The organism is Paraburkholderia phenoliruptrix (assembly GCF_902859825.1).
In the GTDB taxonomy this organism is placed as follows: domain Bacteria; phylum Pseudomonadota; class Gammaproteobacteria; order Burkholderiales; family Burkholderiaceae; genus Paraburkholderia; species Paraburkholderia phenoliruptrix.
In genome coordinates this window covers 26,296-38,652 of the sequence record NZ_CADIKB010000017.1, presented here as the reverse complement: position 1 = coordinate 38,652, position 12,357 = coordinate 26,296, and the positions used below count along the sequence as shown (strand labels likewise).

At 65.1% G+C, this 12,357-nt stretch carries 12 protein-coding genes; 9 read left to right on the top strand and 3 right to left on the bottom strand.

What is annotated here, in order from left to right; all coding sequences use genetic code 11:
• The first annotated feature begins 201 nt into the window (after positions 1 to 201).
• Positions 202 to 480 (top strand): HU family DNA-binding protein, encoded by a 279-nt coding sequence (locus tag HV711_RS18000; RefSeq protein WP_006050811.1) that lies wholly within the window; start codon positions 202 to 204, stop codon positions 478 to 480.
• Positions 481 to 637: 157 nt separating this feature from the next.
• Here HV711_RS18000 and HV711_RS17995 read toward each other — a convergent pair whose 3' ends face one another.
• Complete coding sequence (locus HV711_RS17995; RefSeq protein ID WP_035480380.1) at positions 638 to 1,987, bottom strand: GTP-binding protein; 1,350 nt, start codon at positions 1,985 to 1,987, stop codon at positions 638 to 640.
• Between the two features lie 162 nt (positions 1,988 to 2,149).
• Complete coding sequence (locus HV711_RS17990) at positions 2,150 to 2,596, bottom strand: lytic transglycosylase domain-containing protein (protein WP_013590087.1); 447 nt, start codon at positions 2,594 to 2,596, stop codon at positions 2,150 to 2,152.
• A gap of 562 nt (positions 2,597 to 3,158) precedes the next feature.
• Between HV711_RS17990 and gspD the strand changes: the two genes are divergently transcribed.
• From gspD to gspF, 3 genes are read left to right on the top strand one after another with little or no spacing between them, the layout of a single operon-like run.
• Complete coding sequence (gene gspD, locus HV711_RS17985) at positions 3,159 to 5,528, top strand: type II secretion system secretin GspD (protein ID WP_035480378.1); 2,370 nt, start codon at positions 3,159 to 3,161, stop codon at positions 5,526 to 5,528.
• Entirely contained in the window at positions 5,525 to 7,087 is a 1,563-nt protein-coding gene (gspE, locus tag HV711_RS17980; protein WP_035480377.1) for a type II secretion system ATPase GspE, read from the top strand. The genes gspD and gspE overlap by 4 nt, the downstream gene beginning before the upstream one ends.
• A gap of 4 nt (positions 7,088 to 7,091) precedes the next feature.
• A complete protein-coding gene (gspF, locus tag HV711_RS17975) occupies positions 7,092 to 8,309 on the top strand; it encodes a type II secretion system inner membrane protein GspF (RefSeq protein ID WP_013590090.1) in 1,218 nt (405 codons plus the stop codon).
• A gap of 30 nt (positions 8,310 to 8,339) precedes the next feature.
• Here the strand turns inward: gspF and HV711_RS17970 are convergent, their stop codons facing one another.
• Positions 8,340 to 8,753 (bottom strand): type II secretion system protein N, encoded by a 414-nt coding sequence (locus HV711_RS17970; RefSeq protein WP_028362220.1) that lies wholly within the window; start codon positions 8,751 to 8,753, stop codon positions 8,340 to 8,342.
• Between the two features lie 155 nt (positions 8,754 to 8,908).
• Between HV711_RS17970 and gspG the strand changes: the two genes are divergently transcribed.
• The 5 genes from gspG to gspK are packed head-to-tail and all read left to right on the top strand — an operon-like array spanning position 8,909 to position 12,354.
• Positions 8,909 to 9,373: a type II secretion system major pseudopilin GspG gene (gspG, locus tag HV711_RS17965; protein WP_013340976.1), complete on the top strand. Its 465-nt coding sequence runs from the start codon at positions 8,909 to 8,911 to the stop codon at positions 9,371 to 9,373.
• Entirely contained in the window at positions 9,364 to 9,975 is a 612-nt protein-coding gene (locus HV711_RS17960) for a GspH/FimT family pseudopilin (protein WP_082201450.1), read from the top strand. Before gspG ends, HV711_RS17960 begins: the two co-directional genes overlap by 10 nt.
• A 1-nt stretch (position 9,976) precedes the next feature.
• Positions 9,977 to 10,390 (top strand): type II secretion system minor pseudopilin GspI, encoded by a 414-nt coding sequence (gene gspI / locus HV711_RS17955; protein ID WP_015004114.1) that lies wholly within the window; start codon positions 9,977 to 9,979, stop codon positions 10,388 to 10,390.
• Positions 10,368 to 11,093 carry a prepilin-type N-terminal cleavage/methylation domain-containing protein gene (locus HV711_RS17950; RefSeq protein WP_035480376.1) on the top strand — a complete coding sequence of 242 codons (726 nt, stop codon included), beginning with the start codon at positions 10,368 to 10,370 and terminating at the stop codon, positions 11,091 to 11,093. Before gspI ends, HV711_RS17950 begins: the two co-directional genes overlap by 23 nt.
• Position 11,094: 1 nt before the next feature.
• Positions 11,095 to 12,354, top strand: coding sequence for a type II secretion system minor pseudopilin GspK (gene gspK / locus HV711_RS17945; protein ID WP_244142699.1), 1,260 nt, complete (start codon positions 11,095 to 11,097; stop codon positions 12,352 to 12,354).
• The last annotated feature ends 3 nt before the right edge of the window (positions 12,355 to 12,357 follow it).

Below are 12,357 nucleotides of genomic sequence, written 5' to 3'. Positions count from 1 at the left end.
CCTTGTCCTGATTGGGTTTGCGCTGCGCTATCATAGCAAGCGCCGCGAAGGGAGCGGCAGCACGGCCGACGGACACTCGCTGTCCGGCGCTTTCGATCCGGAGGGGCTCCGGAGCCGCAGCTGCTCGACGGCGCGGCGCGCGCACGTATAATCGGCGCGTTCGCGCTGTTCGTGTCAACCTAAACTCAGAAAGGAACCTTAATGAACAAACAGGAACTGATCGACGCCGTCGCAGGACAGACGGGCGCCAGCAAGGCTCAAACCGGTGAAACGCTGGACACGTTGCTTGAAGTGATCAAGAAGTCTGTGTCGAAGGGTGACGCGGTCCAGTTGATCGGCTTCGGCAGCTTTGGTTCGGGCAAGCGCGCAGCGCGTACGGGTCGCAACCCGAAGACGGGCGAAACCATCAAGATTCCGGCCGCGAAGACCGTCAAGTTCACGGCAGGCAAGGCGTTTAAGGACGCAGTCAACAAGCGCTAAGCAGACTACTGCCAGGCAGTTGACACCCGCCAACGGCGGGTTTTTTTTCGCCCGTTTTTTCGTCTCTTTGCTGGGATCGAGCGAATGCGCCGCGTGGGGACCTGGCCCCGGGCGCTTTGCGGTTGCCGCCGCCGATGCCGGCCGACGGCGCTACCGCCTAGTCGTGGCGATGCGGCGTGTCGCCGTGAGTGTGGCTGTGTTCGTGGCCGTTGTGATCATGGTGGCTATGCCCATGTCCATGGTGCTCGTGATCATGATCGTCTTCGTCGAAATCCCATGCGGGGAATGGATCGGCGAATTCTTGCCAGCCTTGCGGTCCCAGCGCGTATTCGTCGTCGGTCAGGAGGCACGCGTCGAATTTCGCCGCCCACAGCGCCGGGTCGATGCCGACGCCGATCATCACCAGCTCCTGCCGGCGGTCGCCGATGCTCGAGTCGTCCGGCGCGCCGTACCAGTCGGCGGCGATTTCGGCGGCCAGTTCGTCGTCGTCGTCCGGCCATTCGCTGCGGTCCTGGGCGGCCCACCACATGCCCGCCGGACCGTGCCGGCAAGCGCCGCCCGCCTGTGACAGCGAACCGGCGATGTCGTTGCGCGTCGCAAGCCAGAAAAAGCCTTTGCTGCGCAACACGCCCTTCCATTCCTCATGCAGCAGCGCCCACAGGCGCTCCGGATGAAACGGACGGCGCGCGCGATACACGAAGTTGCCGATGCCGAACTCGTCCGCGTCGCTGCAATGGCCGTGGCCATGCTCGTCTTCACTTCGATTCTGCGGATCGAGCGACGCCAGCCAGCCCGGCGCATCGGCGGTTTCGTCGAAGTGAAAGCGCTGGGTATTCACGATCTGCTCGATCGGCACGGCGCCGAAGCGGCTCACCACTTGCACGGCGCGCGGGTTGATCCGCGCGAGCAGGCGTTGCAGGCGCATGAGTTCGTCGGTACTGACGAGGTCGGCCTTGTTCACGACGAGCACGTCGCAGAATTCGATCTGCTCGATCAGCAGTTCCACCACCGTGCGGTCGTCATTTTCCGTCGCGGCGATGCCCCGCTCGGCGAGCGCTTCTGCTGAGCCGCAGTCGCGCAGGACATTGAGCGCGTCGATCACAGTGACCATGGTGTCGAGTCGCACCGCTTCCCAAAGCGAGTCGCCATCAAGCTCGGCGGCCGCAAAAGTCTCGGCGATCTGCATGGGCTCGGCCACAGCCGCCGACTCGATCAGAATCGCGTCGAAGCGTTTTTCAGCGGCCAACCGTTGCACCTGCGCGAGCAGATCGTCGCGCAACGTGCAGCAGATGCAGCCGTTCGCGAGCTCGATCAGCTCGGCGTCCGGACGCGAGCCCGCCGCCGGATTGCGTGCGAGCGTCGCCTCCGCGTTGACGGCGGCCAGATCGTTGACGATCGCCGCCACTCGCAGGCCGGCGCCATTCGCGAGAAGGTGGTTCAGGAGCGTGGTCTTGCCGGCGCCCAGAAAACCGGAGAGCACGGTGACGGGCAATGGCGGCTGGTTCATCGCAGTACGGGAGATCGGGAGAATTGGAAGGCGTGCCGGGCGCCGTATCGCGGCGTGAGTTCAATCACGGTCGAGCGCGGGCAGCAGCACGAAGCCGCATTGTGCATCAAATCGGCAAGTCGAAGCGGACGGGGGTTGCAACCGGCAAATTCACGCACTGCTTCAGCGTGCCGCCGGCATCAGATTCCATTTGCGCAGAATCGCGGCAATCTGTTGAGCGTACTTGTCGCGCAACGCGGGCGTCTCCGAGTGATACGCGCCTACCGCCTGCCAGGTATTGCCGTACTTGTTCATCTGCCGGCGCAGATGCCATGCGGCGATGTAGACGTTCTTGCACGGCTCCATGAGCGTGCCTTGCGAGATCCCGTACTGAGCCAGCGTGGGCAGATGAACGGAGTTGATCTGCATGACGCCGTAATCGGTCGAACCGTTGGCGTTCTTGTGCTGGGCGTCGGGACGGTTATGCGATTCCTGCCACGCGATCGCGCGCAGAATCAGCGGGTTCACTTTCTGATATTTCGCGGCTTCGTCGAAGCAATCGGCGTGTGCCGGCCCGGCTGCGGCCAACACGGTAATTCCTGCCAGAAAGGTCACGAAGGTTCGTTTCATCGGTCAAGACGACTTGGCAAACCGCAAGGGTAAGGGATAGTAAGGCCTGCTATCAGTCATTGTTCAGCCGATTCAAGCCGGCACGCGCAATCTGGCCGGGACATTGGCGGGGTCTACGGGAAAACCCGTGCTCGCGAGGGCGAACCGGCGGCTCGAACGGCTCGTATGATACCGGCAGGTCGAGACCCGTCAAGTTGGCTAACAGACATAAGCGAGACAATAGGCGAGACATAAGCGGGAACGGAGCGAGACCTAAGCGCGCGAAAACATAGGGTTTTCTTGCGGCTTTCAACCAGTGAGGCTTTGCCTTTCAAGGGTCCTCGAGCGGGCGTGATCCCTCGCGAAAACTCACTCGGCCTTTCCATTTGTGACAAATCCGACATGAAAAACTGTTACTGTTCCTTCTTTTCGGACATCGGATGGCCAGCATTTTAGGGCGGGTTCGCCCACCTGGCCCGCCGGCAGACCGACAGACTGGCGGTCTGCTTCCCTGTCCGTGCTGCATGACCGCCGGCGGCTCGCGCTGCCGGCATCGACATTACATTCCATGAGAAGAAATCGTATGGCTTTGCGTCGCGTCGCAACGGCGTTGCTGCTGGCTGGACTGATCACCGCGCAGACCGCACACGCACAGGTGACACTCAACTTCGTCAACGCCGATATCGACCAGGTCGCGAAGGCGATCGGCGCGGCGACCGGCAAGACAATCATTGTCGACCCGCGGGTCAAAGGTCAGTTGAATCTGGTGTCGGAAAACGCGGTGCCCGAGGACCAGGCGCTGAAGACGTTGCAATCGGCGCTGCGCATGCAGGGCTTCGCCCTCGTCCAGGATCACGGCGTACTGAAAGTCGTGCCCGAGGCGGACGCCAAACTGCAGGGCGTGCCCACCTACGTCGGCAATGCGCCGACCGCGCGCGGCGACCAGGTGGTCACGCAGGTGTTCGTGCTGAAGAACGAATCGGCGAATAACCTGTTGCCGGTGCTGCGTCCGCTCATTTCGCCGAACAACACCGTGGCCGCTTATCCGGCCAACAATACGATCGTCGTGACGGACTACGCGGACAACGTGCGGCGCATCGCGCAGATCATCGCCGGGGTGGACACGGCGGCGGGTCAGTCGGTGTCGGTCGTACAACTGAAGAATGCCAACGCGCTCGACATTGCCGCGCAGCTGAACAAGATGCTCGACCCCGGCGCGATCGGCAGCACGGATGCGACGCTCAAAGTGTCGATCACCGCCGATCCGCGCACCAATTCGCTGCTGATTCGCGCCTCGAACGCCGCGCGTCTTGCCGCGGCAAAAACGCTCGCGCGCGAACTCGACGCGCCGACCACCATGCCGGGCAACATGCACGTCGTGCCGCTGCGCAATGCCGAGGCGACCAAGCTCGCGAAGACCTTGCGCGGCATGCTCGGCAAAGGCGGCGAAAGCGGCTCCGCGACCGGCGGCAACGAGGCCAACTCGTTCAACCAGAACAGCGGCGGCGGGATCGGCGGCAACAATTCGACAGGCACGGCCGGCACGCCGCCGCTGCCGTCGGGCGGCCTGAACACGAGTTCCATGTCCTCGCCGATGGGCGGGTCCGGCGGCGGTGGCTACGGCGCGAACAATGCCAGTCAGTCCGGCGGTTTCCTCGGCAACGACAAGGACAAGAACGACGAGAATCAGCCGGGCGGCATGATCCAGGCGGACGCCGCGACCAACTCGTTGATCATCACCGCGTCCGAGCCGGTGTACCGCAATCTGCGCGCGGTAATCGACCAGCTCGACGCGCGTCGTGCTCAGGTCTATATCGAGGCGTTGATCGTCGAGCTGAATTCGAACACGAGCGGCAATCTCGGCATTCAATGGCAGGTGGCGAACAATTCGGTTTTTGCCGGCACCAACCTCGCGACCGGTTCGAGCAACAGCATCATCAACCTGACGGCAGCGGCCGCGGCGGCGGGCACGACGGGCGGTCTTGCCACGGCGCTCGGCACGCAGGGTATCCAGCAGGGCCTGAACATCGGCTGGATTCACAATATTTTCGGCGTGCAAGGTCTCGGCGCGCTGCTGCAGGCACTCTCGCAGACGGCGGACGCCAACGTGCTGTCCACGCCTAACCTGATTACGCTCGACAACGAGGAAGCGAAGATCGTTGTCGGTACAAACGTGCCTATCCAGACCGGTTCGTACTCGAACCTGACGAGCGGTAACGCCAGCTCGGCATTCAATACGTATGACCGCGTCGACGTGGGCCTCACGCTGCACGTCAAACCGCAGATCACCGACGGCGGCATTCTCAAGCTGCAGCTGTACACGGAAGACTCGGCCATCGTGAACGGCACCACCAACGCGGCGACCAACCCGGCCGGCCCGCAGTTCACGAAGCGCTCGATCCAGTCGACGGTGCTCGCCGACAACGGCGAAATCATCGTGCTCGGCGGCCTGATGCAGGACAACTATCAGGTCAGCAACAGCAAGGTGCCGCTGCTTGGCGACATCCCGTGGATCGGCCAGCTGTTCCGCTCGGAGCAAAAGAATCGCAACAAGACGAATCTGATGGTGTTCCTGCGTCCGGTGATCATCAGCGATCGCGATACGGCGCAGGCTGTCACGTCGAATCGCTACGACTATATTCAAGGTGTGCAGGGCGCGTACCGTCAGGACAACAACCTGATGAAGGACAACGACGACCCGGTGGTTCCGCCGAAGCCGGTGGGCCCGAGCCAGGGCGGTTCGACGCTCAATCTGTTCGATCTCGATCAGATGCGCCGTCAGCAGATGCAGCCGCCGCAGGTCCAGCCGCGTCTGTCCACGCCGCAGTCCAGCGCGGCGCCGAGCACCGCGCCGGCCACCGTGCAGCCGGCGCCTGCCGTGAACGGCGGCGCCGTGCAAAGCAATCCGGTGCCGGTCGCGCCGTCCACCGCATCACCAGGAGTGAAGCCGTGAATACGCCGTCCATGCCGCCGTCAGCGTCAACGTCGCCGGCATCGTCGCGGGCCGGAGCGCCGGCCGCCGGTCTTTCATCCGCGGACGTGATCGGGCAGGCGGAACGCGCGGCGCCGTCGGCCGTCGCCGCGCGGCTCGTGCCGTACGGCTTCGCGCGCAGCGGCCAGATTCTCGTCGCGCATCAGCACGCGGACAGCCTCGAGGTGTGGATCAGCGAGCGCACGAGCGAAGCCGCGCTCGCGGAAGTCGCGCGCAATTTCGGCGCGGTCTCGGTGGTGCGCCTGCCCGCGGACGAACTCGCGCAGGCGATCAACCAGGCCTACGCGCGCCAGGACGGCAGCGCGGCGCAGGTGGTCGGCGAGGTGGAAGGTGAAGTCGATCTGTCGCGCCTGATGCAGGACATTCCCGAAGTGGAAGACCTGCTGGAATCGGAAGACGACGCGCCGATCATCCGCATGATCAATGCGCTTCTCACGCAGGCCGCGCGCGAACAGGCATCGGACATTCATATCGAACCGTTCGAGAACGCGTCGGTGGTGCGCTTTCGCGTCGACGGCACGCTGCGCGACGTCGTGCGCCCGAAAAAAGCGCTGCACGGCGCGCTGATTTCGCGGATCAAGATCATGGCGCAGCTGGATATCGCCGAAAAACGCCTGCCGCAGGACGGCCGCATCACGCTGCGCGTGGGCGGGCGTCCGGTCGACGTGCGGGTCTCGACGCTGCCCACCGGCCACGGCGAGCGCGCGGTGCTGCGTCTGCTGGAAAAAGACGCCACGCGCCTGAACCTCGAGGCGCTCGGCATGGGCCCGGACACGCTCGGCAAGTTCGACAAGCTGATCGGCCGGCCGCACGGCATCGTACTCGTGACCGGCCCGACCGGCTCGGGCAAGACCACCACGCTGTATGCGTCGATGTCGCGGCTCGAGACGGCGACCACCAACATCATGACGGTGGAAGATCCGATCGAATACGACCTGTCGGGCATCGGCCAGACGCAGGTCAACGAGCGGATCGGCATGACCTTCGCGCGTGCGCTGCGCTCCATTCTGCGGCAGGACCCCGACGTCATCATGATCGGCGAAATCCGCGATCTGGAAACCGCGCAGATCGCCGTGCAGGCTTCGCTGACCGGCCACCTCGTGCTGGCCACGCTGCATACCAACGACGCCGCCTCCGCCGTCACGCGTCTGACCGACATGGGCGTCGAGCCGTATCTGCTGGCGTCGTCGTTATTGGGCGTGCTGGCGCAGCGGCTCGTGCGGCGCTTGTGTCCGGTGTGCCGCGAACAGCGCGTCGAGGAAGACGGTCGCGTCCATTGGCATCCGGTCGGCTGCGACAAGTGCGGCCAGTCGGGCTATGCGGGCCGGCGCGGCGTTTACGAACTGCTTCTCATCGACGACGACATCCGCTCGCTGATTCACCGCAATGCATCGGACGCCGACATTCTCGCCGCCGGCCGCGCACAAGGCATGCACACGCTGCGCGAGGACGCGGAGCGCTGGCTCGCCTCGGGACTCACGTCGCTCGAAGAAGTGATTCGCGTGACGGGCGGAGCGTAAGCGTATGCCGGCATTCCGTTTTGAGGCGATCGACGCGGCGGGCAAGGCGCAAAAAGGCGTGCTCGACGCGGACAGCGCGCGCGGCGCGCGGACCAATCTGCGTTCGCAAGGGCTCACGCCGCTCGTCGTCGAACCGGCGGCCACTCGCACGCGCGGTGAGCGCAATCAGCGGCTTTCGTTGGGGCGGCGGCTGTCGCAGCGCGAGCAGGCCATTCTCACGCGGCAACTCGCGAGTCTGCTGATTGCCGGCCTGCCGCTCGACGAAGCGCTCGCCGTGCTCACCGAGCAATCGGAGCGCGACTACATCCGCGAATTGATGGCGGCGATCCGCGCCGAAGTGCTCGGCGGCCATTCGCTCGCGAATGCGCTCTCGCAGCATCCGAAAGATTTCCCCGAGATTTACCGCGCGCTGGTTGCGGCGGGCGAACACACCGGCAAACTCGGCCTCGTGCTCTCGCGGCTCGCTGACTATATCGAGCAACGCAACGCGCTCAAGCAGAAGATCGTGCTTGCGTTCACCTACCCGACCATCGTCACGATCATTGCGTTCGGTATCGTCACGTTTCTGCTCAGCTACGTGGTGCCGCAGGTGGTCAACGTGTTCGCGAGCACGAAGCAGCAACTACCCTTTCTCACCATCATGATGATGGCGCTCTCGGGCTTCGTGCGGAACTGGTGGTGGGCCGTGCTGATCGCCGTCGCGGTGCTGTTCTATGTGGTGCGCTCCACGCTGCGGCAAGCCGGTCCGCGCCTCGCGTTCGACCGGTGGCTGCTCACCGCGCCGCTTCTCGGCAAGCTCGTGCGCGGCTACAACACCGTGCGGTTCGCGAGCACGCTCGGCATTCTGACGGCGGCCGGCGTGCCGATTCTGCGCGCGCTGCAAGCCGCCGCCGAAACGCTCAGCAACACGGCGATGCGCGGCAATATCGATGACGCCATCGTGCGCGTGCGCGAAGGCACGTCGCTGTCACGCGCGCTTGGCAATACGAAGACGTTTCCGCCGGTGCTGGTTCACCTGATCCGTTCGGGCGAAGCGACGGGCGACGTCACCACGATGCTCGACCGTGCCGCCGAAGGCGAAGCGCGCGAGCTCGAGCGCCGCACGATGTTCCTGACGAGTCTGCTGGAGCCGCTTCTGATTCTGGCAATGGGCGGCGTGGTGCTGGTGATCGTGCTGGCGGTGATGCTGCCGATCATCGAGTTGAACAACCTGGTGCAGTGACCTGCAGGGTGCGGCCGGGCCGGCCGCGCTTTAGCGAACGTAGATGGTCGGGCCCGCTGCGTTGGCCGGCAGAAATATTTCGGAATGCGCGCCGTTGCGGTCGATCACGATAGAGCGGGCGCGTACTTCGGAGAGCTTCGCGCCTTGCATCAGCGTGCTGCCGAGCGACACGGCATGCGGCGGCTCGCCGCCCACGCTGACAATGGCCGCGGCGCCTTCGCGCAGCGCGAGAATGCCGAACAGATGTACGTCCTGGTTGACCGTGCGCGTGAGCTGCCCGCCGAACAGCGTGGCCGCCTGCTCGGTCGAGACCTGCGGGTGCGCGGCGGCTGCCGGCAGAGGCGCGCCGGACATCGTGGTGAGCGTGATGACCCAGTAGGTCAGCGTCGCGCAAAAAACGGCGAACAGCGCGAGCGACAAAAGGCGGATTTGGAGGGCGTTCATGCGCATCATTGTACGGACTATTGTGAAAATTGCGTTGCGTTGAAACCCTTCAACTGCATGACATTAAAATGACCGGCCGGGCGTGTTCAATGGCATCGAAACTGCTGGACGCTAACGCCCGCAGTCAAAAATTTATCTGAAAGAGGTAGCAAGCTATGCAACTGTCGACCACTCGCCGCACAGCAATCGCGGGTCTGCGCAGCCGTCGTCAACGCGGCTTCACGCTGATCGAAATCATGGTCGTGATCGCGATTCTCGGCATTCTGGCCGCGTTGATCGTGCCGAAAATCATGAGTCGTCCCGACGAAGCGCGGCGCGTGGCCGCCAAGCAGGACATCGGCACGGTGATGCAGGCGCTCAAGCTTTATCGTCTGGACAACGGCCGTTATCCGACGCAGGAGCAAGGCCTGCGCGCATTGATCGAAAAGCCCGCGACAGATCCCGTGCCGAACAACTGGAAGGACGGCGGCTATCTGGAGCGTCTGCCGAACGATCCGTGGGGCAACAGCTATCAGTATCTGAACCCGGGCGTGCACGGCGAGATCGACGTGTTCAGCTACGGCGCGGACGGCAAGGCGGGCGGCGAAGGTAATGACGCCGATGTGGGCTCGTGGCAATAGACGCCGGCAACACGCGTGTCGTGATTCATTCGCCGCTGCGCGCGGCGCAGGCGCTTGTGCGCGTGGCTGACGGAGGCCGCGGCAAGGCCGGCGACATGGCAAGCCCGAACGCAAGCCCGATTGCAAGCCCGAGTGCAGGCGCGAGACGCCAGCATCAGACGGGCTTCACACTGCTCGAAATGATGGTGGTGCTGGTGATTGCCGGCCTGCTGGTTTCCCTCACGGCGTTGACGATGACGCGCAATCCGCGCACCGACCTGAACGAAGAGGCGCAGCGTCTTGCGCTGCTGTTCGAATCGGCCGGCGACGAGGCGCAGGTGCGCGCGCACCCCATCGCGTGGCAGCCGCTCGACGGCGGCTTTCGTTTCGACATGCGCACGGAAGACGGCTGGCGTCCGCTGCGCGACGACCTGCTCAAGCCGCGCCAGTGGGAAGGCGGCGTGACCGGCGTGACGATCGACTATCCGGGTTCGAGCTCGCAGGCGAGCCGTGTGGTGTTCGGCACCGAGGCCATCGACGTGCCCGTGCGCGTCACGCTCTTTTCCGCCGTGGGCCGCGCGACGATCGTCGGCACCGGCAATGGCCGCTACGAGGTGCATTGACATGCGTCGTCGCAGCAGCACGGCGGCGCGCGGCGCCGCGCACCGCGAACGCGGTTTCACGATGATCGAAGTGCTGGTCGCGCTTGCCATCATCGCGGTCGCGCTGGCCGCGTCGCTGCGCGCGGTCGGCGGGCTCGCGAGCGGCGAGGCCGACCTTCACCGGCGGCTGTTAGCCGGCTGGAGCGCCGACAACACGCTTGCGCAGTTGCGTCTCACGCATGCGTGGCCGAATGTCGGCTCGATCAGCTTCGACTGTTCGCAGGGCAATTTGCAGCTGATCTGTACCGAGCAGGTGACGGCGACGCCCAATCCGGTGTTCCGTCGCGTGGAAGTGAAGGTGACGATGCCCGGACGCTCCGGCAATCTCGCCCAGATGGTCACGGTGGTCGCGAATGAAACAAACCGTTCGCTCTGAGCGCGGCCTCAGCCACGTCGGCCACGCAAGCCGCCGGAGTCGCTTGAGCCGCTTGAGCCGCCGTGGCGCCCGCGGCTTCACGCTCATCGAGCTGCTGGTCGCGATTGCGATCATGGCGGTGATTGCCGTGCTGTCGTGGCGTGGGCTTGACCAGATCATCCGCGGGCGGCAGACCATCACGAACGCGATGGAAGACGAGCGTGTCTTCGCCCAGCTGTTCGACCAGATGCGCATCGACGCGCGTCAGGCTGCCTCCGACGACGAATCCGGCCAGCCCGCCGTCTCGCTCGCGGGGGACGCCTTGCAGATCGTACGGCAGATGCACCTGCCGGGTTCGGCGCCGCGATTGCAGGTGGTGCGCTACCGCGTTACCGAGGGCCGCGTGGTCCGCTATGCGTCGCCGCCGCTGGCCAATATCGGCGATCTGCGCGCGGCCTCGCGCGGCGGAGAAGGCGAAGGCTGGTCGGCCGTCCCGCTGATGGGCGGCGTCGGCGCGATTTCGGCGCGCCTGTACGTGCCACGCGTCGGCTGGACCACGCAGATGAAGGACGTGCAAGGCGCGATCACCGAGGCCGACAACAACCTGAAGGTGCCGCAGCTCGGCAACTCGCCCCTGCCGCGTTCGGTGACCGGGCTGGAAGTGAGCGTGGGTGCGAAGTCGCTCGCGCGGCCCATCACGCGCGTTTTTCTGATTGGAGAATGAGATGAGGTTCTCCTTCCATGCTGGCTATGCGGCTTCGGCTCAGGCTGCGGCTCCCGCTCCGGCTCCGGCGCTGCGCGCGCAACGCGGCCCGCGCGGCGCGGCGCGCAGTTGCGGGAAGCGAGCGCGACAGCCGCAACGGCCAGGACCGGCGCAACGGCCGCAGCCGGCGCAACCGCTGCAACAGCGGTCACGGCAGCGCGGCGCGGCCATCATCAGCGCATTGCTCGTGGTCGCGCTGTCGGCGATCCTCGTCTCCGGCATGCTGTGGCGTCAGCAAGTCCAGGTTCGCCGGATCGAGAACCAGCGTCTGCTCGCGCAGGCGCAATGGGTCGCGCGCGGTGCGCTCGACTGGACGCGCCTGATTCTTCGCTCGGAAGGCGATACGTCGGCGGGCATCACGTATCTCGGCGGCGTGTGGGGCGTGCCGATCGCGAAGACGCGGCTCTCCGACTTCCTCGGCCAGATCGGCGAGGTGCGCGCGCAGCAAGGCGCGGCGACCTACCTGTCGGGGTCGATCGAGGACGCCCAGGCGAAGTTCAATTTGCGCAACCTGGTGGCGAGCCCGGCGCCCGGCGTCATGCAGCTCGACGCGGAGCAGATCGGCGCGTATCAGCGACTCCTCGTCTCGCTCGGCGTGAACAGCCAGCTCGCGAAGAACACGGCGGTGCAGGTGCGCGCGAGCCTGATGCAATCGGCCACGCGGTTTCAGACGGTGACGTCCACGTCCGGCACGACCTCCACGCCGGCTATCCAGAGTGGTGCGATGGGTGGCGCAACGGGCGGCGGCTTCACCGACAAACCCGGCATAGAAGACAGCGAGGACAGCGCCGCCCACGCGCCGCTGCAAATGACGAGCGTGGATTCGCTGCTCGACATTCCCGGCTACACGCCGGAGATGGTCGCGCGCCTGCGGCCCTTTGTTACCGTGCTGCCCACGGTGACGGCGGTCAACATGAACACGGCCTCCGCCGAGGTGATTGCGGCGGTCGTGCCGGGCATGAGCCTGTCTTCGGCGCAGGCGTTCGTCGCGCGCCGGCAGACGGTGTTTTTTCATAACGTCGGCGACGTGCAGCTCGCGTTGCGCGGCGCGGGCGTGCAGCAGGTGTCGATCGATCCCAACCAGTTCGACGTCAACACCAATTACTTCCTGATTCACGGCCGCGTGCAGCACGAGCGCGCCGAGGTGGATCGCACGACTCTCGTCTATCGCGACGCTTTGACTCACACTACGCGTATCGTGCGGGTGCAAGACCAACTATGAACA